19 protein-coding genes and 1 other annotated feature are annotated in these 25,199 nt (G+C 45.6%); of the genes, 17 read left to right on the top strand and 2 right to left on the bottom strand.

Annotated elements, in window-relative coordinates; genetic code table 11:
• The first annotated feature begins 23 nt into the window (after positions 1-23).
• The 8 genes from MH215_RS01320 to MH215_RS28985 all read left to right on the top strand — a co-directional run bounded on the left by MH215_RS01320 (position 24) and on the right by MH215_RS28985 (position 14,404).
• Positions 24-842, top strand: a complete 819-nt coding sequence (locus MH215_RS01320) for a S1 family peptidase (RefSeq protein WP_239287168.1) — start codon at positions 24-26, stop codon at positions 840-842.
• 235 nt (positions 843-1,077) lie between these two features.
• Positions 1,078-1,827, top strand: a complete 750-nt coding sequence (locus MH215_RS01315; protein ID WP_056696646.1) for a pseudouridine synthase — start codon at positions 1,078-1,080, stop codon at positions 1,825-1,827.
• Positions 1,828-2,026: 199 nt separating this feature from the next.
• On the top strand, positions 2,027-2,554 hold the full coding sequence (locus MH215_RS01310) for a redoxin domain-containing protein (protein ID WP_239287166.1): 528 nt from the start codon (positions 2,027-2,029) through the stop codon (positions 2,552-2,554).
• Positions 2,555-2,568: 14 nt separating this feature from the next.
• Positions 2,569-4,242, top strand: a complete 1,674-nt coding sequence (gene resB / locus MH215_RS01305; RefSeq protein WP_239287164.1) for a cytochrome c biogenesis protein ResB — start codon at positions 2,569-2,571, stop codon at positions 4,240-4,242.
• Positions 4,239-5,501 carry a cytochrome c biogenesis protein CcsA gene (ccsA, locus tag MH215_RS01300; RefSeq protein ID WP_056696653.1) on the top strand — a complete coding sequence of 421 codons (1,263 nt, stop codon included), beginning with the start codon at positions 4,239-4,241 and terminating at the stop codon, positions 5,499-5,501. The genes resB and ccsA overlap by 4 nt, the downstream gene beginning before the upstream one ends.
• 143 nt (positions 5,502-5,644) lie before the next feature.
• Positions 5,645-6,361, top strand: a complete 717-nt coding sequence (locus tag MH215_RS01295; RefSeq protein WP_017687664.1) for a response regulator transcription factor — start codon at positions 5,645-5,647, stop codon at positions 6,359-6,361.
• Positions 6,330-7,811: an ATP-binding protein gene (locus MH215_RS01290; protein WP_343224500.1), complete on the top strand. Its 1,482-nt coding sequence runs from the start codon at positions 6,330-6,332 to the stop codon at positions 7,809-7,811. Before MH215_RS01295 ends, MH215_RS01290 begins: the two co-directional genes overlap by 32 nt.
• Before the next feature lie 194 nt (positions 7,812-8,005).
• On the top strand, positions 8,006-14,404 hold the full coding sequence (locus MH215_RS28985) for a collagen-like repeat preface domain-containing protein (protein ID WP_275445938.1): 6,399 nt from the start codon (positions 8,006-8,008) through the stop codon (positions 14,402-14,404).
• Positions 14,405-14,510: 106 nt separating this feature from the next.
• Here the strand turns inward: MH215_RS28985 and serA are convergent, their stop codons facing one another.
• Entirely contained in the window at positions 14,511-16,103 is a 1,593-nt protein-coding gene (serA, locus tag MH215_RS01270; protein ID WP_056696662.1) for a phosphoglycerate dehydrogenase, read from the bottom strand.
• A gap of 199 nt (positions 16,104-16,302) precedes the next feature.
• Positions 16,303-16,534: a binding site (T-box leader), on the bottom strand.
• 343 nt (positions 16,535-16,877) lie between these two features.
• On the opposite strand from serA, the gene MH215_RS01265 reads away from it, so the two are divergent.
• A complete protein-coding gene (locus MH215_RS01265; RefSeq protein WP_239287162.1) occupies positions 16,878-17,471 on the top strand; it encodes a type II CAAX endopeptidase family protein in 594 nt (197 codons plus the stop codon).
• Complete coding sequence (locus MH215_RS01260) at positions 17,468-17,923, top strand: hypothetical protein (protein WP_056696667.1); 456 nt, start codon at positions 17,468-17,470, stop codon at positions 17,921-17,923. Before MH215_RS01265 ends, MH215_RS01260 begins: the two co-directional genes overlap by 4 nt.
• 67 nt (positions 17,924-17,990) lie before the next feature.
• Here the strand turns inward: MH215_RS01260 and MH215_RS01255 are convergent, their stop codons facing one another.
• Positions 17,991-18,899 carry a polysaccharide deacetylase family protein gene (locus tag MH215_RS01255; protein WP_239287160.1) on the bottom strand — a complete coding sequence of 303 codons (909 nt, stop codon included), beginning with the start codon at positions 18,897-18,899 and terminating at the stop codon, positions 17,991-17,993.
• A gap of 95 nt (positions 18,900-18,994) precedes the next feature.
• On the opposite strand from MH215_RS01255, the gene MH215_RS01250 reads away from it, so the two are divergent.
• The 7 genes from MH215_RS01250 (at position 18,995) to MH215_RS01220 (ending at position 25,142) form a co-directional block, all read left to right on the top strand.
• Positions 18,995-19,348 (top strand): hypothetical protein, encoded by a 354-nt coding sequence (locus MH215_RS01250; RefSeq protein WP_056696669.1) that lies wholly within the window; start codon positions 18,995-18,997, stop codon positions 19,346-19,348.
• Positions 19,349-19,536: 188 nt separating this feature from the next.
• Complete coding sequence (locus tag MH215_RS01245) at positions 19,537-20,151, top strand: genetic competence negative regulator (RefSeq protein WP_056696670.1); 615 nt, start codon at positions 19,537-19,539, stop codon at positions 20,149-20,151.
• Between the two features lie 44 nt (positions 20,152-20,195).
• Positions 20,196-20,891 (top strand): glutamic-type intramembrane protease PrsW, encoded by a 696-nt coding sequence (gene prsW / locus MH215_RS01240; RefSeq protein WP_056696672.1) that lies wholly within the window; start codon positions 20,196-20,198, stop codon positions 20,889-20,891.
• 409 nt (positions 20,892-21,300) lie between these two features.
• Positions 21,301-22,647, top strand: coding sequence for a germination protein YpeB (ypeB, locus tag MH215_RS01235; protein WP_239287158.1), 1,347 nt, complete (start codon positions 21,301-21,303; stop codon positions 22,645-22,647).
• 157 nt (positions 22,648-22,804) lie between these two features.
• On the top strand, positions 22,805-23,458 hold the full coding sequence (locus MH215_RS01230; protein WP_239287156.1) for a flagellar brake protein: 654 nt from the start codon (positions 22,805-22,807) through the stop codon (positions 23,456-23,458).
• 395 nt (positions 23,459-23,853) lie between these two features.
• Positions 23,854-24,558, top strand: coding sequence for a (d)CMP kinase (gene cmk, locus MH215_RS01225; RefSeq protein ID WP_056696678.1), 705 nt, complete (start codon positions 23,854-23,856; stop codon positions 24,556-24,558).
• Complete coding sequence (locus MH215_RS01220) at positions 24,555-25,142, top strand: lysophospholipid acyltransferase family protein (protein WP_056696680.1); 588 nt, start codon at positions 24,555-24,557, stop codon at positions 25,140-25,142. The genes cmk and MH215_RS01220 overlap by 4 nt, the downstream gene beginning before the upstream one ends.
• Positions 25,143-25,199 lie beyond the last annotated feature (57 nt).

The following is a 25,199-nucleotide window of genomic DNA, read 5'->3' as shown; positions in this document are numbered from 1 at the left end:
GGATAGCGGGAGGAGAGTTGCACATGCATAAGAGATGGAAACGAGTGCTTCAGTTTGGTTTGTCAGGCATGATGGCGATAGGATTGCTAACTGGCCCTACTGGAATGGTGGATGCGCAAGCGGTCAACACGATACATTTTACCGGATACTTTGATAAACAATCACGAGAGAAGTTTGCGGTTACCGCGGATTCTTTTCCAGTCGTTAACGTTCGTTTAGTCAAGCAGGATGAACCGGACGTGGTTTATTATGATGTCGGAACTTCCATTTTGATATCCAAGGACGAAGTGCTTACGAATTATCATGTCGTTCAGGAGTATGCGGAGCTAGCGAAGGGTGATGAGGGAACGTTAACCGTTGCTAGTCCCGGCGAGCTGAAGCGTCCAATTAAAGCCAAAATTATAAAGACTGATCCGGTAACGGATATGGCGCTACTGAAGCTGGACGAAGAAATAAATGCACAACCTGTAACGTTTGCAAACGCAAGGGATAATCAGCTTGTTTACACAATTGGTTTTCCTAAAAATCCTGATGGGGATTTAGTTATTCTCGATGATGAATTCCCTGCGACATACAATACAATTGCTAAAAGCCGGGTTTCCAGTCCTAATGCAACCGATGTTCCAGGTCGAAAAGGCATAGGCAGTATTGTAAAATCCATGGCACAAGGTAACTCTGGTGGCCCTGTGTTGGATCAGAACAATCAAGTCATTGGCATGATGACCTTTGTCTATGGTTCAAGAACGTACTTTATTACATCACAAACCCTGCAAGACTTTATCAAAGACAGCGCAAAACCTACGAGAAAGCAAGTGGTTGTTGCAGGCAAGGTCTCAAATTAATTAAATTATACTTATGAAGCTTTTGAAAAGTAGATCAAACAAAAACTCATAGCTGCATGCTGCTCATCCTTCTTGTTCTGGTAACAGAGATAAGAAGGGTGAGTTTTTTTGCGTTAAAAGTTATACGATTCGTACTCGAAATGGACATTTAGAGCCTCTGTTTACATTTTCCTTGGATTATCCTTGTGATTTCCCTCCTTGATGGGTATCATTAGTGTGAGGTGACATGACAAACATGGAAAGATTACAAAAAATTATTGCTCAAGCTGGTATCGCATCCCGTCGCAAAAGCGAGGAACTGATCCAGTCCGGCAAAGTAGAAGTCAATGGGGAGGTCGTGACCGAACTCGGCACGAAAGCAAACCCTGAAGAGGATATCATTACGGTAAACGGGAAGCCAATCCGCAGTGAGAAAAAAGTGTACTTGCTCATGAACAAACCAAAAGGTGTAATTACAAGTGCATCCGATCCAGAAGGACGGAAAATTGTTTCCGATTACCTTAAAGGGGTCAAAGAACGTGTATATCCAGTAGGAAGACTGGACTATGATACGGAAGGTTTATTGATTCTTACGAATGACGGCGAATTTGCACATTTGCTGACACATCCTAAGCACCATGTACCCAAAACGTATTTGGCAACAGTCAAAGGCGTTCCGCATGGATCGGCTCTGGAAAAATTAAAGACAGGGATTATGCTTGATGATGGTATGACCGCTCCGGCTGAGGTTGAATACAAGGATGTGGATACCGCAAACAATGAGGCCGTAATCTCAATTACTATTTATGAAGGTCGTAACCGCCAGGTTCGACGGATGTTTGAGGCGATTAACCATCCGGTGACACGCTTAAAACGTATTGCTTTCGGTGGGATTTTGCTGCAAAACCTGAAACGGGGACTGACTCGTAATCTATCCAAAGAAGAAGTCAATAACCTAATTCAACTCGCAAAATCAGAACCAGCCAAAAAAATGAAGAAAAGGTAATGTAAGGACACATAATTTTCATAAAACTGCCGCAATTTTGTGACGGAATTCGCTATAATTGTTCATAGGATGTTCACAGATATCTGGGACAGTTACGTATTGCGAATGATCTATATAAATTGAACTAAACATTTACACGGGAGGTTTGTGTACTATTCTTTAGTTCAATTTATATAGTCACCTTAAAAGGAGAGCGCACATGGGGAAATCAAGAAGAACGGTGCAGATCGTCATTTTGTTTTTGATCCTGGTGTTGGGCGGATATGCAATTAGTACATCCGCATCCGGCTCGAATGGCAAGCCAAAAGAAGGAGATCGAGCACCTTCTTTTGAACTGCTGGGCTTGGACGGTCAAGTACATACGTCTGAGGAATACGAGGGCAAGGCACTAGTCGTCAACTTCTGGGGGACATGGTGTGAGCCTTGTGTGAAGGAGATGCCTGCACTTCAAGCACAAGCGGAAAAGTGGAAAGACCAGGGTGTTCAATTTGTCGGGATTAATGTAGGGGAAGATCAGATGACGGTAGAGCATTTTGTGAAGCAGGTTGGTGTTACATTCCCTATTATGCTTGATCGTGACAAAAATTCAGTTCGAGATTATGGGATATCTCCGATGCCGACTACATTCTTCGTGTCTAATACGGGCAAAATTTCTACCATTCACATTGGTCAACTAGATTTAGACACACTTGACGCTCAAATTTCACAACTGGCTAAACAGCCCTGAACGGAGGTCCAGTCGTGTTCCAAAACACAAAATGTGAGTGTGGACACCAAAATCCAGTAGGCACGGTGCTGTGCGAGGCCTGCGGAAAGCCACTGCTTGAAGCTGAGGCCAAATCAGACGAAGTGCTCGAAATGCGTTATGATGGAATGGCTCGACGTTCACAGCGCAGCAATCCTAATATCATTGATAAGGTTTGGAACTTTTTCTCATCCGTAAAAATTGCTGTGTACATGATTGTGCTTACGCTGCTTGGATCTATACTTGGGACAATCTATCCCCAAGAAAGCACGTTTCTTAATATTGACCCTTCCGTGTACTACAAAGAGACGTATGGGCAATTAGGTCATATCTATTATCTACTGGGCTTATCCCATACATACGAATCATGGTGGTTTATACTTTTACTTGTGTTAATTGGTGCTTCGCTAGTCATATGCAGCCTTGACCGTGTACTCCCACTTTACAAAGCGCTGAATAAGCAAAAAATCCGAAAGCATATGCAGTTTCTTACCCGACAACGTCTCGTGTACCAAGGTGCAATTGAGGGTGATTCTGCGGATTGGATTAAGAAAGCGGTTACGCCGCTTAAAAAGAAGGGGTATCGTGTACATACCGAAGGTGATGCATTACTTGCTGAGAAGCAACGATTCAGCCGATGGGGACCTTATGTTATCCACATTGGACTCATCATATTTTTACTAGCTGTGCTTGCTCGGGGATTACCGGGATTGAACTTGGACGAGCATGTGGCATTTCCCGAAGGTGAGATTAAGAAGATTCCGAATACATCTATGTATTTGAAGAATGAACAGTTTAATGTGGAGTTCTACAGTGAGGAAGAGGTAACGGAACAATTTCGTAATTTGAATCGGATGGTACCTAAGCTCTTCGAAACCAAAGTTGTGCTGTATGAATGTACTGCTGATTGTTCGGATCTGACCAAAAAACCTCAGTTGTCTGAGGTTACAAGACATGATGTGCGAGTAAATCATCCACTAAACTATAACGGGCTGAAGGCATATCAATTTGATTACGATTTAACTCCAACCATTCGATCGGTTACTCCTGACTTGGTTAATGCTCAAACAGGTGAGAAGGTTGGCGAACTGAAGATCGATATGGTGGATACACAGCCAAGCTTCCAAGTTGGGCCATATACGTTAGAGGTCAAAAATAAATTTATGGACTTTGCTTTGGATGCGCAAGGTAAACCCACCTCGAAGTCGCCCTCACCGAATGCACCGGCCTTTTTATTTTTGATTACCGGGCCAGAGCTGCCTGAAGGGGGCATTCAATATTTGTATTTTGCCAAGCAAATCGACAAAGAGCGATTTCAACAAGATTCGATTAACCAACAGCTCTCGGGTGATCCAATCCCATTTCAGTTAGAAGTGGATAGTATGGATAAAGTGGACATCATTCAATCGGTAAGTTATCTCAATATCCGAATTGATAAAGCAATGCCTTTTGTCTGGGTAGGGGCTGGAATTGTTATGTTGGGCCTGATTATGGGCTTCTACTGGCATCACCGCCGTATATGGATACGTATTGATGATGGTCATCTTACGCTTGGAGGTCATACCAACAAAAATTGGTTTGGCTTTAGGCGCGAGGTTGCAACTGTGCTAAAACAGATGAATGTGGAAGTAGATGAGAAGTCGTTGGATAACGGGGGGAACCAAGCATGAGTTTATTGGATTTCAGCAGCGACGCATTTATTGTATCTTTTTTTCTCTATAGTGCAGCGTTTATGTTATATGGTGTGGCGGTTATGGGCAAAAAGTGGAGTAATCGTGATCCTCAGGCTCATGTTGAAAAATGGGGCAAGAGAGCCTTTATTGCCTCAACGATAGCACTTGCAGCTCATTTGATCTTTTTCTTCACTCGGTGGGCTGGTGCAGGGCACATACCTGTAAGCAATATGTATGAATTTATGAGCTTTTTATCCATGATGATTATGGTAGCTTTCATCGTAGTCTATGCCATTTATCGTAAAACATTGATTGGACTTTTCGCGTTACCACTTACCATTATTATTATGGCGTATGCGGCCGTATTTCCACAGGAAGTGCAGCCACTCATTCCTGCGCTACAATCTATTTGGTTGAAAATTCATGTCACCTTGGCAGCACTAGGTGAAGCTTTCTTTGCAGTGGGCTTTGCGGCAGGGTTTATGTATTTGTTGCGTACCGTGGATTTCAGTGGCAAGGATAAATCCTCTAGACGTCAGCGTGGTTGGGTCGAATTCACACTGATTACGATTGTGGTTGTCATTGGATTTATCGGTACAGTATTTGCTTTTCGTGCGTCTGGGTATGAAGCTGTGTTCGTCAAAGAAACAGCGAGCATTGACACAGAGGTACAGGGAAATAGTACAATAGAGAAAGTGATTTATCGCATGCCTCCTATTTTTGCACCGTATCAGAGTGAGGTAGAGAGCATGAAACCGTTTCTTGGTATGAAAGAACCGTTACTTGAGACACCATCTTGGATGAACGGGGTAAATGCTGGACGCAAACTGAACACGGTGGTCTGGTCTGTAATCATGGGTCTGATCCTGTATGGCATTATTCGTTTAATTGTAAGAAGACCACTTGGACAAGTCCTACAACCTGCATTAGATGGTATTGATGCTGATGATCTAGATGAGATTAGTTATCGAGCCATTGCCATTGGCTTTCCGATTTTTACGTTAGGCGCGTTGATTTTTGCTATGATATGGGCTCAGATTGCTTGGAGTCGATTCTGGGGCTGGGATCCAAAGGAAGTATGGGCATTAATAACGTGGCTTTATTATAGTGTATACTTACATTTACGTTTATCTCGAGGATGGCAGGGACGAAAATCTGCTTGGCTTGCTGTGTTAGGCTTCTTGGTTGTGATGTTTACATTGGTTGGTGTCAATCTGATCATTGCAGGGCTACACTCTTATGCTGGGGCAGATTAAGGCGGTTGTTTCGTAACGTTCTGGAGAGAAACCCATGAAACATAGGTGTGAGCCCTCACGTTAAAGCGGGCATTCAAATATTGTTCGCCAGATCGAACATAATAGAAGTGACGAGCAGTTATTGCAAAGGGGCTGGAGTTGGAATGGCAGAGCATGAGAATCGAATTCTCGTTGTGGATGATGAAGAACGAATCCGCAGACTTTTGAAAATGTATCTTGAAAAAGAAGGCTACGAAATTGATGAGGCAGAGGACGGAGAGACTGCTCTGCGAAAAGCTACGGCAGGAGATTACGGACTGATTCTTCTGGATGTCATGTTGCCAGGAATGGATGGCGTTGAAGTGTGTACGCGGCTCCGTCAGGTTAAATCAACTCCTGTTCTGATGCTGACCGCAAAAGGTGAAGAAATTAATCGGGTTCAGGGTTTTGAGGTTGGAGCTGATGATTATGTGGTCAAGCCATTTAGTCCACGCGAAGTGATATACCGAGTGAAGGCAATATTACGTCGTTCATCTGCAACAGCGTACTTGTCCAAAGAGAGCAACTCAAGCAACAACATTGTATTCCCACACTTGGTTATTGAACATGATGCTCACCGCGTTACAGCAGGCGGAGAAGAGATTAGTCTTACACCAAAAGAATACGAACTGTTGCATTATTTGGCTACTTCTCCAGATAAGGTTTTTTCTAGAGAAGAGCTTCTCAAGGATGTTTGGAATTATGAGTTTTTCGGTGATCTCCGTACTGTAGATACACATGTTAAGCGTCTTCGTGAAAAATTAAACAAGGTTTCGCCTGAGTCGGCGGCGATGATTACGACAGTTTGGGGTGTGGGCTATAAACTGGAAGTACCGAAATAGTTTTGCGTTCTGGAGATCGCTCGTTGGCAAGTTATGGATTACGATTATTTTCCTTGTGGGCTGTGTACTCATAGCGCTGGGGCTTTTTTTGCTGCCTTACATTGATACCAATTTTGCTGAATCAGAGTCGAGGGATATCAAGAGATTATTTACGTATGTCTGTATTATAGGCTTCAGTTTGACAACATTCTTTGCGTTATTTCTCTTTACTAAAATCACTCAGCCGATGCAGCAATTAATTCAAGCAGCTAACTCCATTCGAAAAGGAAATTATGATACCCGCTTATCACTCGTGACGAGTGATGAAATTGGCGAATTGGCAAACACCTTCAATCATATGGCTGCGCAACTGGAAGATAATATCCGGAATCTTAATCATGAAAAAGAGCATCTAGCTAGTGTGCTACGAAGTATGACGGATGCAGTAGTTACGTTTGATGGTGAAGGCAAAGTGATTCTAACCAATCCTCCAGGCGAGAAAATTATGCAGGTTTGGTGCGATCTAGATTGGTCACAAGCGGATACAGATGATACATCAGAACGGGCAAGTGCTTCTCGGGATGTACCCGAGCCGCTCATTCCGCTGTTCAAGCTCGTTATGGAGCAAGGTGGAGATCAGAGTTCCAACGTTCATGTTCAACAGGGAGTATGGTCTGTTCAGATGACGCCGCTATATGCGGATAGTGTGATTCGAGGAGCTGTTGCTGTACTTCGTGATGTAACGGAGGAAGTGCGCCTGGAGAAGATGCGGCGAGATTTTGTTGCGAATGTATCACATGAAATACGTACGCCTTTATCCATGATGCAGGGCTACAGTGAAGCTCTTTTGGATGGTATGGCAGCATCTCCGGAAGAGAGCGAAGAATTGATTCAGGTTATTCATGACGAGTCTCTTCGTATGGGAAGATTGGTGAAAGATCTATTGGATCTGGCTAGAATGGAAGCAGGTCATACAGATATGGCGATGAGAGAAGTTGATCTGGTGGAAGTACTTGAACGAGTTTATCGCAAATTCTCGGTACGTTCCAAAGAACAAGGGATCTCGCTCCACTTGGACTGTGCACAATCCTCCATTAAGCTGCATCACGCAGATGAGGATCGGCTTGAGCAGGTCTTCACCAATCTGTTGGACAATGCTTTTCGACATACTCCTACGAATAAAAACGTTATGATATCAGCAAAGCTTGTAACAGATAGTCGAATTCCTGCAGCCAAAATCTCGATTAAGGACGAGGGTGTAGGCATTCCAACATCGGATCTACCGTTTATCTTTGAACGGTTCTACAAGGCTGATAAAGCTCGTGTTCGCGGGGAAAGTGTAGGCACAGGTTTGGGACTTGCTATTGTAAAAAACATTGTAGATGCTCATCATGGAACCATACAGGCGAATAGCATTCTTGGCGAAGGAACTGAGTTTATGATGCAGTTTCCTGTTGATTCTCCGAAATAGATTGATTTTATACAAAAAGTGCGAAGACACCCTCCAATGGAGGGTGTTTTTTTGTTGAAGTCTACCGTTTAATCTTGTTCAACGTGGAACAACGATGTCAATAATTTCAGCGAAAAGATGTGTCCAAGATAATTTTTCCTCCACAAGCTCATATGCTTGAGGAATAAGGTCATTAAAGGAGGATTGAATTACGCATGTCCGATCGGCGCAAAAGAGTAAATATTAAGGCATTTTTGGAAGGTAGATCGTTTAGAGCAGGTTCTCCTTTTATTCCAATAACCGAAAGTGAAAGGGAACAGTTTGAAGCGATCTTGCGAACCCTTGCCATTAGTATTCCAGTGGCTATTAGTCAACCTACGGCATCCAATATAAGTACATTACAAACTGGATTGAAGAACTTGCTTGCCTTTGTTAACGATTCAGGATTTCGTGCTGGAGTAAAGGCGGAACTTCAAGCCGTGTTAGAGTTAAGTATTGCAGGTTCGGAAGTTGTTCCGGTAGCTTTGATTAATTTGGCAGGTAACCTACAAAATCTGTTAGATGACTTATTAAGTGTAACTTTGCTGCTTGAAATTGCTCCGGCAGAAAAAGATAATCTGGTAGGATTAATTCGTTCCATATCTGTGTCACTTAGTAGAGCAACGACAACATTTGGTTCATTAGGAATTACTGGCCCAGCTGGGCCACCTGGAGCACCAGGTGTACCAGGTGTTCCGGGCGTTCCAGGCGTACCTGGCCCAGCGGGGCCTCCAGGAACAAATGGCGCTGCGGGAGTAGCTGGGTCAGCTGGTCCGATTGGCCCGCAGGGGCCACAAGGGATTCAAGGACCACAGGGACCGGCAGGCGCTCCGGGTACTGGCTTGAACAACATCACAGTATTTGATCCGGCTCTTGCTCCATCGTACGCCCAAGGTCAGGTTGTTAGTTTCAATGGGAGTGTTTATGTTGTTAATGTAAATGGTCCAATTGGAATTCCAGGCAGTTCTCCAGATTATAGCTTGTTACTTTTGGCTGGCACAACAGGAGCTACAGGTGCGACGGGTATTGGGTTGTCTGGTTCGGTTCCCTTTGATCCAGCATCTGCTCCTTCGTATGCGGCAGGTCAAGTGGTCACGTTTAATGGAAGTACTTATATATCAAGTGTAGCAGGTCCATTGGGGACACCAGGCACATCCTCAGATTACACCTTACTTGCTGGTGCAGGTATAACAGGTGCAACCGGATCAACAGGTATAGGGCTTGGTGGTGCACTTGCCTTTGATCCAGCTCAGGCACCGACTTATCCAGCTGGTCAGGTAGTGACATATAACGGTAGTACGTATATTACGAATGTAGCTTCGCCCACGGGAACACCCGGTACATCGCCAGATTATACATTATTAGCAGGTGCCGGTCCTACAGGGGCAACAGGTGTAACGGGTGTGACAGGAACTACAGGTGTAGGTTTAAGTGGAATTGTACCATTTGATCCAGCATTGGCACCGACGTATCCTTCGGGTCAAGTGGTCACGTTTAATGGAAGTACGTACGTTGCGAATGTTGCTTCACCGACGGGAACTCCGGGCACGTCGCCCGATTACACGTTGTTAGCGAGTGCAGGAGTAACAGGAGGCACAGGGTCAACTGGCGCTACAGGTTTTGGTGCGACAGGAGCAACAGGCGGTACGGGAGCAACGGGTGTAGGATTAAGTGGGATTTTGCCATTTGACCCAGCGGTGGCACCGACGTATCCAGCAGGTCAGGTAGTTACGTTTAATGGAAGTACGTATGTTGCGAATGTTGCTTCACCGACGGGAACTCCGGGAACGTCGCCGGATTACACGTTATTGGCGAGTGCAGGAGCGACCGGGGTAACAGGTTTAGCTGGGGTTACGGGAGCAACAGGAGTTGGTACGACAGGAGCAACTGGTTTAACAGGAGCGACCGGCGCAGGCTTAACCGGTATTGTGGCATTTGACCCGGCGGTGGCACCGACGTATCCAGCGGGTCAGGTAGTTACGTTTAATGGAAGTACGTATGTTGCGAATGTTGCTTCACCAACGGGTGCCCCGGGCACGTCACCAGATTACACATTGTTGGCAAGTTCAGGAGTGACAGGTGGCACAGGGTCAACTGGCGCTACAGGTTCTGGTGCGACAGGAGCAACAGGCGGTACGGGAGCAACGGGTGTAGGATTAAGTGGGATTTTGCCATTTGACCCGGCAGTAGCACCAACGTATCCAGCAGGTCAGGTAGTTACGTTTAATGGAAGTACGTATGTTGCGAATGTTGCTTCACCGACGGGAACTCCGGGAACGTCGCCGGATTACACGTTATTGGCGAGTGCAGGAGCGACCGGGGTAACAGGTTTAGCTGGGGTTACGGGAGCAACAGGGGTTGGTACGACAGGAGCAACAGGTTTAACAGGAGCGACCGGTGCGGGCTTGGCGGGAATTGTAGCATTTGATCCAGCGGTGGCACCAACGTATCCGGCTGGTCAGGTAGTCACGTTTAATGGAAGTACGTACGTTGCGAACGTGGCTTCACCAACAGGCACCCCGGGAGCATCACCAGATTACACGTTATTGGCAAGTGCAGGAGCCACTGGAGTTACAGGAGCAACAGGAGTTGGGACTACGGGAGCAACTGGTTTAACGGGAGCGACCGGTGCGGGCTTAACCGGCATTGTAGCATTTGACCCAGCGGTGGCACCGACGTATCCAGCGGGTCAGGTAGTTACGTTTAACGGCAGTACGTATGTTGCGAATGTTGCTTCACCAACGGGTGCCCCGGGCACGTCACCAGATTACACATTGTTGGCAAGTTCAGGAGTGACAGGTGGCACAGGGGCAACGGGGTCTACTGGAGCTGGAGTAACGGGTGCAACTGGTTTAACAGGAGCGACTGGCGCAGGATTGACGGGCAGTGTACCGTTTGACCCAGCCGTGGCACCAACGTATCCGTCCGGTCAGGTCGTGACGTTTAACGGTAGTACGTATATTGCAAATGTGGCAGCGCCAACGGGTACTCCAGGCACGTCGCCAGATTACACGTTATTGGCGAGTGCAGGAGCGACCGGGGTAACAGGTTTAGCTGGGGTTACGGGAGCAACAGGGGTTGGTACGACAGGAGCAACAGGTTTAACAGGAGCGACCGGTGCGGGCTTAATCGGCATTGTAGCATTTGATCCAGCGGTGGCACCAACATATTCGGCGGGTCAGGTCGTGACTTTCAATGGAAGTACGTACGTTGCGAATGTGGCAGCGCCAACGGGTACTCCGGGCACGTCGCCAGATTACACGTTGATCGCAGGTGCAGGAGCAACTGGTGGCACTGGAGCAACAGGATCCACCGGGGCTGGCGTGACGGGAGCAACTGGTTTAACAGGAGCGACCGGTGCGGGCTTAACGGGTATTGTAGCATTTGATCCAGCGGTGGCACCAACGTATCCGGCAGGTCAGGTTGTGACGTTTAATGGAAGTACGTACGTTGCGAATGTGGCTTCACCAACGGGTACACCAGGCACATCGCCAGACTATACGTTAATAGCGAGTGCAGGAGTCACTGGGGTAACAGGTGTAGCTGGAGTAACGGGTGCAACTGGGATTGGAGTGACGGGCGCAACGGGTGCAGGCTTAACGGGTATTATACCGTTTGATCCGGCTGTGGCACCGACATATCCATCAGGTCAGGTAGTCACATTTAATGGCAGTACGTATGTTGCGAATGTTGCTTCACCGACAGGCACCCCGGGCACGTCGCCAGACTATACGTTGTTGGCGAGCGCAGGAGCCACTGGAGTAACAGGTGTAGCTGGAGTTACAGGAGCAACTGGAATTGGAGTGACCGGTGCAACAGGTTTTACGGGAGCGACCGGTGCAGGTTTGACGGGCATTGTGGTATTTGATCCTGCGGTGGCACCAACGTATCCAGCGGGTCAGGTGGTGACGTTCAACGGAAGTACGTATGTTGCAAACGTGGCTTCACCAACGGGTACACCAGGCACGTCGCCAGACTATACGTTGTTGGCGAGTGCAGGAGCCACTGGAGTAACAGGTACAGCTGGAGTTACAGGAGCAACAGGGGTTGGTACGACGGGAGCAACTGGGTTAACAGGAGCGACCGGTGCGGGCTTAACCGGCATTGTGGCATTTGATCCCGCGGTGGCACCAACGTATCCGGCGGGTCAGGTCGTGACGTTTAATGGCAGTACGTATATTGCGAATGTGGCTTCACCAACGGGAACCCCGGGTACGTCGCCAGATTACACGTTGTTGGCGAGTGCAGGAGCAACTGGGGTAACAGGTGTAGCCGGAGTAACAGGAGCAACTGGCATTGGTACGACGGGTGCAACTGGTTTAACGGGAGCGACCGGTGCGGGCTTAACGGGCATTGTAGCATTTGATCCAGCAGTGGCCCCAACGTATCCAGCGGGTCAGGTAGTTACGTTTAATGGAAGTACGTTTATTTCGAATGTAGCTTCACCGACGGGAACCCCGGGTACGTCGCCAGATTACACATTGTTGGCGAGTGCAGGAGCCACTGGAGTAACTGGTATAGCTGGAGTAACAGGAGCAACTGGGGTTGGTACAACAGGTGCAACGGGAGCGACCGGCGCAGGCTTAACGGGCATTGTAGCATTTGATCCCGCGGTGGCACCGACGTATCCAGCGGGTCAGGTAGTTACGTTTAATGGCAGTACGTATATTGCGAATGTGGCAGCGCCGACGGGCACACCAGGCACGTCCCCAGATTACACGTTGATTGCAGGTGCTGGAGTAACAGGTGGCACAGGGGCAACAGGATCGACTGGAGCTGGAGTGACGGGTGCAACGGGAGCGACCGGCGCAGGCTTAACCGGCATTGTAGCATTTGATCCAGCAGTGGCCCCAACGTATCCGGCTGGCCAGGTAGTCACGTTTAATGGCAGCACGTATATTACGAATGTGGCAGCGCCGACGGGCACACCAGGTACGTCCCCAGATTACACGTTATTGGCGAGTGCAGGAGCAACTGGGGTAACTGGAGTAGCTGGAGTGACTGGTATCACTGGAGCCACAGGCGTAGGCATAACAGGTGAGACAGGAGTAACTGGTGTTACAGGAGCCACAGGTGTAGGCATAACAGGTGAAACAGGAGTGACTGGTATCACTGGAGCCACAGGCGTAGGAGTAACGGGTACAACAGGAGCGACCGGTATCACTGGAGCTACAGGCGTAGGAGTAACAGGTGCAACTGGAGTTACGGGAGCCACAGGCGTAGGAGTAACGGGTACAACAGGAGCGACCGGTATCACTGGAGCTACAGGCGTAGGAGTAACAGGTGCAACTGGAGTTACTGGAGCCACAGGCGTAGGAGTAACAGGTACAACAGGAGTGACTGGTATCACTGGAGCCACAGGCGTAGGCATAACAGGTGAAACAGGAGTAACTGGAGTTACTGGAGCCACAGGCGTAGGAGTAACAGGTACAACAGGAGCGACCGGTATCACTGGAGCTACAGGCGTAGGAGTAACAGGTGCAACTGGAGTTACGGGAGCCACAGGCGTAGGAGTAACAGGTACAACAGGAGTGACTGGTATCACTGGAGCCACAGGCGTAGGCATAACAGGTGAAACAGGAGTAACTGGAGCCACAGGCGTAGGAGTAACAGGTGAAACAGGAGTGACTGGTATCACTGGAGCCACAGGCGTAGGCATAACAGGTGAAACAGGAGTAACCGGTGTTACCGGGGCAACAGGCATAGGAATAACGGGTGAAACTGGAGTGACTGGTGTTACGGGACCTACTGGTGTAGGAGTAACAGGTGCAACTGGAGTAACCGGTGTTACCGGGGCAACAGGTGTAGGAATAACAGGTACAACAGGAGCGACAGGAGTCACCGGAGCCACAGGTGTAGGAATAACAGGTGAGACTGGAGTAACGGGATCAACAGGATCAACAGGTATAACTGGAGCAACCGGCGTAGGTGTAACGGGAGTCACAGGATCAACAGGTGTAACCGGAGCAACCGGCGTGGGTGTAACGGGATCAACAGGATTAACAGGTATAACCGGAGCAACCGGCGTGGGTGTAACGGGAGCTACAGGATCAACAGGTATAACCGGAGCAACCGGCGTGGGTGTAACGGGAGCTACAGGATCAACAGGTATAACCGGAGCCACAGGCGTAGGAGTAACGGGAGCTACCGGATCAACGGGAGTGACAGGTACTTCGGTAACAGCAACTTCTTCGTATGCGGAAAATACCAATGGAACAATTATCGTTCTCTTGGGAGGGATTGCGGTAGCTCTTCCTTCAAACCAAAATATAGGAACTGGTATAACAGTAAGCGCGGGAAATGATACATTCACGCTGTCCACAGCGGGTCGCTACTATATTAGTTACAAAATTAATCTCACAGCTGCCTTAGCTGTTCAGAGCCGTATTTTACTCAACGGAGTGGCTATTCCTGCGAGTGTTATTTCACCGTTACTTTCATTGAGCCAGTTAGGTACTGACTTTATAGTTACAGTGACAGCCGGATCAACAATCCAGCTTCAATTATTCGGCGTTGCTGTTACGGCGGTTCTTTCACCACCAGGTGCTACGCTGAATATTATTCGATTAAGCTGAGTATAAGGGAGAATATTATCGTTATTGGTTGTAATTTGAGATGAAAAAAAGAGGCGAACCTGCAATGGTTCGTCTCTTTTTAGCGCAATTGTTATTGTTCAGTCCATTACAGAACGATCTCAACCGCGGTATTTAATTCTGGAAGAGCCGTGAGTTGAACAAGGACATCTTTTGGAACTTCTTTATCGACAGTAAGAATCATGATAGCTGCTCCACCGATAATTTTACGTCCTACTTGCATGGATGCGATGTTTACGTCATTTTGACCAAGCAAGGTTCCCACACGTCCGATAATTCCCGGTTTATCATTGTGAGAAATGAGGATTTGGTGGCTCTCTGGAGCGATATCCACTGGGAATTTATCCAGACGTACAATTCGCTCACCGTAACCTGCAAGAAGTGTACCTGCTACGCGGCGTTCTTCAGCTTCCTGTGTTGTCACCAGAGTAACGGTGATCAAGTTCGTGAATCCTTTTGTCGTAGATGTTTGGCTAACTACAACGTTCAGATCTCTTGTTTTGGCCAAATGCATGGAGTTAACGATGTTAGCTTCTCCACCCAGATGTCTAGCAAGGATGCCTTTGACGATGTAGCGAGTTAATGGTTGAGTATCGACCTCTGACAGATCACCCGCATAATCAATTCGGATCTCTTGAACCGCATTTTGAGTGATTTGAGCTGCAAAACTACCCAGTGTTTCGCCAAGTTTAAAGTAAGGCTGCAATTTGTTCATAACCGTAGGAGCTACCGCAGGCATGTTCACTGCATTTTTGAAAGGTTCGTTACGCAAAATGTGAAGCACTTGTTCCGAAACGTCGATCGCTACATTCTCTTGTGCTTCAACAGTAGATGCACCTAAATGTGGTGTCACGATAATGCTCGGATGATTTAGGAATGGATGATCCGCTGCTGGCGGCTCGCTCTCGAATACATCAAAGGCTGCACCAGCAACGATACCTTCATCAATAGCTTCCACGAGAGCCATTTCATCAACAACCCCACCGCGGGCACAGTTCACAATGCGCATACCTTTTTTCATAACTTCGAATTGAGGGCGCGAGATCATATGACGAGTCTCAGGCGTTAACGGCGTGTGAACAGTCATAAAGTCTGCATTGCGAATGATATCATCAACGCTAGCTAGCTTAACTTGCAGCTTCTCTGCACGCTCTTGTGTAAGGAAGGGGTCATAAGCAAGAATATCCATACCAAATGCTTTGGCACGCTTGGCTACCTCGCTACCGATTCGTCCCATACCAAGGACACCCAATGTTTTGTTCCGTAATTCCACGCCTAAGAAGGTTTTGCGATCCCATGTACCTTGAATTGTTTTGGCATAAGCTTGAGGAATATGACGCGCGAGCGCCATCATCATTGCAAAGGTATGCTCACATGTGGTAATCGTGTTACCGTCAGGTGCGTTAATTACAATAATTCCGCGTTGTGTAGCAGCTTCCAGATCAATGTTATCTACACCGACGCCTGCGCGGCCAATAACCTTAAGGTTGGTACCAGCAGTCATAATACGATCGGTAACACGTGTCTGGCTTCGAACGAGTAAGGCATCATATTCGCCAATAATGGCAACAAGTTCATCTTCACTAAGACCGGTTTTCTTTTCAACAACCACATCATTTGCATCCACCAATTGCTGAATTCCCAGATCACTAATCGGATCCGACACTAACACTTTGTACATGGTTTCTTCCTCCTTAGGTATGTGTATCTATATCGTTAAGGCTATTCCTCATCGAAGAGGATTTCCTTAAAACCAGTTTAACCCTTCCCTCCAACAACGCGGTGTCGCAACAGAGGAGGAAGGTGTAACAATAGGGTGAATTCCACGTCTATATTCCTAAAATAATCAAAAAACTCTCAATCCACATACTGCTTGCGCAATAAGGGACGAGAGTTGTCGTGGTACCACCCTAATTCACCGCCGTTTCGCAACGACAGTCTTAGCGGTCAATGAAGACCGAAGAGGATAACGGGTCTAAACCGATTGCACCTACTCCAATGTTCAATGCAATAACTCAGGAACGCTCAAGATCATTTGCCAGCCACCGATTCTCACCAACCATCGGCTCTCTGAAAGACACAGCAACATCTTTTTTCCATCATCGTGTTTAACGTGACTAATTTTTTCATAATGTATCATGGCTAACATGACCGTGTCAATAGGCATAAATGTTTTAGTTTGAAAGTGTAGATACAGTTTGCCTATCATGGAAAACACGAATGATTTTTTATGGAAGTGGTTATCTAAGGCATATATTTAGCTTGTTTACTAATTGTTTTGTGAAATGAATTTTCAAAATTCGCTTTTTAGCTTATATGAGTTTATAGGCTTCTTAAACCGGGACTTGGGGCAGGTCTTGAACCAATTTGATTTTTTGGCTATCATTTAGTATACGATCCTATTGGATCGGGTTTTTTGTCCATCAAATTTAAGTCAAGAGGATAGACACAGTCAATGAAAAAATGGAAGTTTCCCAAGTTTAAGATTCAGAAGGCTGAACCCCAACAGCTTACCGAGCGCTTACTTCTGATCAATTTATACTTTACACAAGGTTTGACTTTAATTATTGGCATTGTGTGGATTTTATTGCAGAAGAGAAATTTGCTTGATGTGCTTGCATTGCCTGACAATCTTCATTTTATTTGGTGGGGACTTGGTCTTGCAGGGACTATGCTTGTTATGGATCTGATTTTGTCTTATGTCATTCCTCAGGAAAGCATGGATGATGGCGGCATTAATGAGATGTTGTTCAAGAATCGACCTATTTGGCACATTGTATGTATTGCAGCCGTTGTCGCGATTTGCGAAGAATTGTTATTTCGTGGAGCGATACAACATGCAATCGGCCCTTACTGGACAAGTATTTTATTTGCAGTGATCCACATACGTTACTTACGGCATTGGATTCCAACAGGGTGGGTGTTTGTTTCAAGCTATGGATTGGGTTGGATATACTTGCAATCCGGCACATTGTGGGCGCCTATACTATGTCACTTTATAATTGATTTGGTGTCCGGATTAGCGATACGTTTTCGGAGGGGATCATGAACCAGCAATTGAGTAGAATGAAAACATACGGAAGTCAACGTCATCGGAACTTGGAACAAAAAGAGAAATCCGAGCCTACTTTGACGCCAGAAGTGAGCATGTTTGCTGAAACGGCCGTAGCCGTTGACCAAGGGGGAGCAGCGCCGATTACTGCTATCTCCATACCTAGATCCAAACGCAAACCCCTATCAGCATCACTGGAGAGCCCGGTACTTCCAAGCCGTGCCCCAGCACGCTCCAAAACATCTCAGAAGCAGAATGAAGAAGAAAGCGTATCGGAAGCAGGTTCACTTCCTACACGTACGGAGCTTCATCCTTCTCGCCGTTTGCGATTAAGCAAACGTTTTGTTAATTCGCTTATCCTTCTTTTCGTTCTTCTCACAGCTAGTTTAGTGTGGTGGGGAGTAAAAGGAGCACCGCCTCTGCATACGTTCTTACCTTGGCCGGGGTAGTAGACATAGTCTGAAATGAAGAAAAAGCAAAAAAACAGCCTGTAGTTAGGCTGTTTTTTTTGTTTATTTAACGTACTTTCAGTTCGATGGAGCGAGGATCTACAAAGGAGTATCCTTTCTCTTTAAGTTTTATGAGTAGCTCATCTAAAGCTTCAACCGTCCATGGCAGCTCATGCATTAATATGTTGCTCCCAGGGTTCAGTTGATCTAGCACATTTTGAATCACTTTATCCGGTCGATCCTTCGTGCTTTTATCCCAATCAAGTGATCCGTTAGACCAAGTCATGTAGAGCATGTCGTTTTTATCGACAACCGCTTTGAGTGCATCATTCCCAGAACCAAAGGGTGGACGGAAAAATTGAGGCGTTATGCCAATCGTTTCTTTAACGATGTCTTGTACGGATTCCACCTGCCTCACAGCATCGGCATTGGACATTTTTTTGAGATCTTCATGATCCCATGCGTGATTACCTATGATTTGACCTCGTTCATGGATGAGCTTGAGTAAGTCCGGATTGTTTTGGACTCGATAACCATTAACGAAGAAAATTGCTTTTGCATCATGTTTATCCAACGTGTCGATTAATTGGTTAATCATGTCTTCTTCTTTAGGGCCGTCGTCAAATGTCAACAAGACCACTTTTTTCTCCAAAGAATCGTCATTGGGCTTAATAAAATAATTTTCATTCATATGATACATTTTTGGGATTTCTTCTTGTGTCGATTCTGCGTCAGCATTCTGCATGGTATCAGAATTTTCTTCACGGGCAGTTTGCGAAGAAGAAGCCTCCGAAGGTTTAGACTTATCAGGATTGTTAACTCGATCTGTATCTTCGGTTTCATTGGAGTTGGCAGTCGTATCAACGGTTGGGCTAGACGTATCCTTAGGATTTTGAAGAACCGTTTCGGTTTCGTTGCCACAAGCTGTCAGAAGCAAGCAAGCGGCGATTAAGCATGTTGCGGTATGTCTAAACATCAGTAACAACTCACTTTCCTGTATTTATGCGGAATGAGATGCTGTCATCCAGCAAACAATAGTTATGATTTTAACATTTAGAGGAGGTTGGTGTAATGAAGGCTTCATCCTTTTTCTGGGGTATCGTCATTGGCGTTGCTGCAAGCTCATGGATCGCCAGAGGCAAAGTACCTATGCTGTCTTCTGGTTCGTCACGTAACATGATGGATCAGGCTAAGCATAAAATGATGGAAATGACATTTCCAGGCATGGACGGATTTAATGTTAAACCGAATGCACATAGTGACAACCATAAGAGCCCATTAAAGAAAGAAGCAAGACCGGTTACGCCGCAAGAAAAAGAAGAAAATATGAAAATGCTCAAGGATTTTATTCGTTCTAATCCAGAAGTGAAAAATGAAGTTGAGCAAATTTTGAGTCAAACACACACAACTGTACCGGGTTTATAAACCAAAACTTCTGTTTAGAATCAACCACAGTCTTTATTTGCTGTGGATTGATTCTTTTTTTTGTCGATTTTACTTCGTGCATTTACAGGTATAAAATGATAACATAACTACATAGATTTATTTTCAGCACATATTGTTTTGTGCTTCATAATCTGTTATAAGACTTGCTTATAAAGGGGAGATCCTGTATGAAAATAGAACGATTAAGTCACGATAAGATACGGATTTTCCTGACCTTTGACGATCTGAGCGAGCGCGGAATACAAAAAGAAGATATGTGGCAGGAGATACCTAAAGTTCATGAACTGTTCACTGAAATGATGGATCAGGCTTATTCCGAACTTGGGTTTGATGCCACAGGTCCACTTGCTGTCGAAGTATTCGCACTTCCCGCTCAAGGTATGGTTGTCATTGTTACCCGTGGGAAATATGATCCGCAACAATATGGCTCAGGCAATGAGGATGATCTTCCTGAGGAAGTATATGAGATGGAAGTTACGCTTGAACAAAGTGATACCATCGTTTACGCCTTCAAAGATTTCGAGGTGCTCATTGAAGCAGCGCATATGCTGCGTCAACATGTCACTAACGCCGGAACACTGTATTCATATAAAAACAAATGGTTCCTACACTTGGAGCCCGATGATGTTGATTCCACCAAACATGCAGCATTGATCGCATTGCTCGCTGAATTTGGTGAGGGATCATCCGTTACACCGGCAGTGATGGAAGAGTACGGGAAAGTGATCATTCCTGAACAAGCCATTGAGGTTATCTGTACACATTTCAAACGTCAAGATTAAGTTCATCATTGTAATCGCGTCTTAGTCAGAGGAGGGAATTTTCGGTGCTTTTGTTCTCGGTATTAGCGGCAGCAGTAGCTCCGGGTCTCGCCTTGTTAACATACTTTTATCTGAAAGACCGTTATGATTCTGAGCCACTTCACATGGTATTGAGAGTGTTCGTGATGGGTGTCTTGATGGTGTTACCTATCATGATCATTCAACGTGGCATGACGATTTGGCTCGGAGACAATCCTTATCTTGAATCCATCGTAATTTCTGGTGGTGTTGAAGAATTTATCAAATGGTTTGTGATATATCACATCATTTATAATCACACCGAATTTGATGAACCTTATGACGGGATATTGTATTCAGTAGCGGTATCGCTCGGATTCGCAACTGTTGAGAATGTGTTGTATGCCTTTGCGGGGAATGCCTCAGTCTCAGCGATGTTTCTCCGTGCACTGCTCCCTGTTTCAGGTCATGCGATGTTTGCAGTGATTATGGGATACTATATGGGGCGGGCTAAGTTTACTGATGGTAAGAAAAAGCGTTGGTATCTAATGTTATCCTTGATCTTACCGTTTTTCTGGCATGCACTCTACGATGTGATTATGAACACGATGGTTAATCATTGGCTATGGTTTATTGCTCCGCTCATGGCGGGATTGTGGTATGGTGCAATCGGCAAAATTACACGAGCCAATAATCGTTCTCCATTTCGTTTTGTGAAGCGAGAGGAAGAGGTTAAATTATAGAAATACGGACACACTGGTGGACATGAAGCGCATGCTGCGCACAATGCCCCGGTGTGTTTTTTTGTATGAAGATAGAAGATCTCCGGGGAAATCTAACAGAAACGGGGATTAAGCTTATATGCGGATTAAAATTAAAATTAGATGCAAGCAGTGTGGGGAGCGTTTTACGTTGAGGGGGAAGAAAGAAAGAGGACGGATTGAAACGGGATTTAAGCAATGTCTTTGTGATAATCGGGATCAATTTGAGATTGAAGAAGAAGGAAGAGCCTCATGGGTACAATTAAATTAGGTGAATTAAATTAGGTGAGTGTGTTTACTAGGGCATGTGACTGAACTGGAAATTCGATGCATAAGAGGTCTTTCTTCGATCCACAATATAGATAGCGGTTCAGAAGAAAGGAGACTTCCGATGTATAAACGTTTAAGTTCAGTCATGTTTCCGATCGTCGCAGTCCTGTTGATCGGTGCTCTCGTTTGGGGTTACCAAGAGAACCAGGAGAAAAACGCGATTCTAATTAAAGCGGAGAATCAATATCAACGTGCTTTTCACGATCTATCTTTTCATATGGATAAGTTGCATTCCGAGATTGGTAATACCCTTGCTGTTCACACAAGCTCACTTGGAATGCATCGTAAAGGTCTGATGAACGTGTGGCGACTTACCAGTGAGGCTCAAAATGAGATTAGTCAGTTGCCTCTGACCATGCTGCCTTTCCATGAAACTGATGATTTTCTTTCGCGAATCTCTAACTTTGCCTATAAGGCATCGATGCGAGATCTAACGAATGAACCTCTGAGTGAAAAAGAACTGGGCAACCTGAAGCAGCTGTACCAAAATTCATCTGAGATTACGAAGAACTTAAAAGAAGTGCAGCAAAAAGTTCTATCGGATCGTCTGCGGTGGATGGATGCAGAAACAGCTATGGCAGCCCAAGGTAAAGTCAATGACAATACCATTGTAGATGGATTCCGGTCTGTTAACCAAAAGGTACAACAGTATCCTGAATTGGACTGGGGGCCGTCGGTTTCTAGTATGTACACCAAGCGAACAGTCAAGAAACTAGATGGTATTCCGATGACCAAAGAACAGATTCAGAATAAAGCTGCTAAATTCTCCAATCAATCGGTGGGTAATATCCAAGTACAAGAGAATGGCAAGGGTACAGAATGGGAATCATTTACTGCGTCTGTCGGACAGGCGAATGACAGTAAACTCATGATGGATTTCACACGTAATGGTGGAATGCTGATCTCGTATAGCGACACACGTCAGATTGGAACAAAGAAAGTTTCACGTAATGAGGTTATGGCTAAAGCGGATCAATTTTTGTCCGACAAAGGGTATAAAGATATGAAAGCTGTCAACTACGATGAGTATGGGAACTTGGCTAACCTGACCTATGTGCGCAAGCAAGGCGATACCTTGATTTATCCTGAGAAAATTTCTGTTCGTGCTGGCTTGGATACAGGTGAAGTAACAGGTTTTCAAGCAAGTGACTTTGTCAACGAACATAAAGATCAACGCAACATTCCAAAAGCGCGTCTTACAGCTGAGCAAGCTCGGAAGAAATTGAATCCTGATTTTGAAGAGAGTTATGTCCGTAAATCACTTATTGAGAATGAATTCAGTAAGGAAGTGCTGTGTTACGAATTCGGTGGACGGATCAATGGAACCCGATACCGAATTTACATTAATGCGGACACAGGCATGGAAGAAGCTGTTGAGGAAATTAAACCGGTGAATGCGACTTCGTAGGATATTCACACTTAAGAGCCTCACCTAATTTTTAGTAACAGAAAGAACAGATCGCAAGACGGTCTGTTCTTTTATTTTGTTATTCACTATGATAAAGGTCATGGTATAATGGTCCTTGTACATATGAAGACAATACATAAAGTGACGGTGAGCAATCGTGTATCCCAAAATAAACGAAATCTTATTCATTCAAATAGCCTCAGCAGATGAAAAAGAAGCGATCAAAGAATACAAATCCCGTATTGCTGATGTGGAAGATAACAGTTTTCTGATTGAAGTTCCGATGCAGCAAGGAAGCAGCAGACTGAAAAGACTCTTTTTTGGTGAGGAATTATCGATTTATTATATTACTGAAGATGGCGTCCGGCATTATTTTAATACGTATGTTACTGGTTTTGAAGAAGATATCGTTCGACTTGTTCGTATTCGCAAACCGTTACCAGATGAAATTTCCAAAATTCAGCGCCGAAGCTTCTTACGTGTTCACGCAAATCTTGAGTTAGCTATTCAAATTGAGGATCTGACGAGAGCAGTAGCTCTGACTGAGGATATTGGTGGTGGGGGGTTATCCATCTACGGGGAACCTAATTTCTCGCTGGTTGAAGGACAAAAGTTGAATTGTTGGTTACTCGTTCCTTATCGCAACTCTGCAATCGAACATGTCGCTTTTGAGGCAGAGGTTGTGCGAATCAAAGAATTAGAGACAGGTAGACAGCTCTGTATGTTGAAGTTTGTGCAAATCACGGATTCTGAGCGGCAGAAGATCATTAAATTTTGTTTCGAGCGCCAACTCGATTATCGCACCAAATAAATAGTTGTAATGTTGGATAAATACGGATTGCGGTGGGTAACGTAATGGAAAAACAGAGGAGTGCGTTATGGATAACCACCGGAATTCTCTTCGATACGAACGCCTCTATTATGTGTGGTCTCATCGTATGGAAAAACGATTTCTCAAACTGATTGCGGTTCTTTGTTTGCTGCTAATCTTATATCAATTGCTTCTGCAAATTCCGTATTTGAGAAATAAAATGACGATAATCGATCACATGGAAGGAACGCCGATTCAGAACCAAATCTCGACATGGAAACAAAATTATTGATTTGCCTGTTTTTGCATCCCTCTTTATAGTGTGGTATAATTTTCACGATGCAGGCAATGCCTGTTTTTTTATTGAGGCTTAACGTTTGAGGAGGAATGCCCCGTTGGCAAGCCAGAACACATCAGAGAACGGGAAGATGAACGTCGCAATTGACGGTCCTGCCGGTGCCGGGAAAAGCACGGTGGCTCGATTAGTTGCAGAGGCGCTCGCGTACATTTACGTTGACACTGGCGCGATGTACCGTGCGGTAACTCTTCACATGATTCGGAATGAAATAAAGCCGGAGCATGTCACAGAGGTGCTTCAGGAAGCCCAGAAGCTGGTCATTGAATTACAACCGGATCCCGACGGACAGAAAGTGTTCTGTAATGGGGAAGATGTAACCTCGGAAATCCGCTCCCGTGAAGTAACGGGAATCGTGTCACGATATGCGCAAATCGAGGGGCTGCGTACACAATTAGTGGATACTCAGCGGCAAATGGCTTTGCGCAAGGGCGTCGTTATGGATGGACGCGATATCGGAACGACAGTACTGCCCGATGCGGAAGTGAAAATCTTCATGACTGCCAGTGTGGAAGAGCGTGCACTTCGCCGCTTCAAAGAACTGGATCCCTCTGAAGGACTGACGTTGGAGCAACTAGAGCGAGACATTGCCACCCGTGACAAATTGGATGAAGAGAGGGAGATTTCCCCACTTCGGTGTGCAGAGGACGCCACTGTTCTTGACACAACTGAGATGAGCATCCATGAAGTGGTTGACAAAATCGTATCTTATTGCACAATGGTCAGAGGAGAGATCGGTCTATGATTTACACATTTTGCAGCACTTTACTGCGGATCATCTACACCATTCTTTTCCGTCTTGAAGCAGTTGGTCGGGAGAATATCCCGAATGAAGGCGGCGTACTTTTATGTTCCAATCATATCAGTAATTTTGATCCGCCAACGGTGGGAATTAAGATTCGTCGTCAGGTTCGTTTCATGGCCAAAAGCGAATTGTTTGATGTTCCCGTCTTCGGCCGTATTATCAAGGCTGTAGGAGCCTTTCCTGTTAAGCGGGGAGGCGTAAGCAAGGAATCCATCAAAACCTCACTCAATATTTTGCGTGGTGGTGAAGTGCTAGGGATTTTCCCTTCGGGAAGTCGCCACAATGATGGTGGAATTGGTAAAAAAGGTGCAGCGAGCTTTGCTCTTCGAAGTGGTGCTACTGTAATCCCTACTGCTATTATCGGCAACTACAAGCTTTTTCGTAAGATGAAAGTGGTGTATGGTGCACCTGTGAATTTGGACGAGTTCAAGGAAGACCCTTCGGGTGATGCACTCGAAAGAGCAACTGAGAAAATCATGTCCAAAATCAATGAAATGGTTAAAACAGGCGTACCGAGTAAATAAGGTTATGACCTGAATTGCTGGGTGTATGTTTCCATTTTACCTGTGGGAAGCTATAGA

The organism is Paenibacillus sp. ACRSA (genome assembly GCF_022346845.1).
Classification (GTDB): Bacteria; Bacillota; Bacilli; order Paenibacillales; family Paenibacillaceae; genus Paenibacillus.
This window is presented reverse-complemented; position numbering and strand designations above follow the sequence as displayed.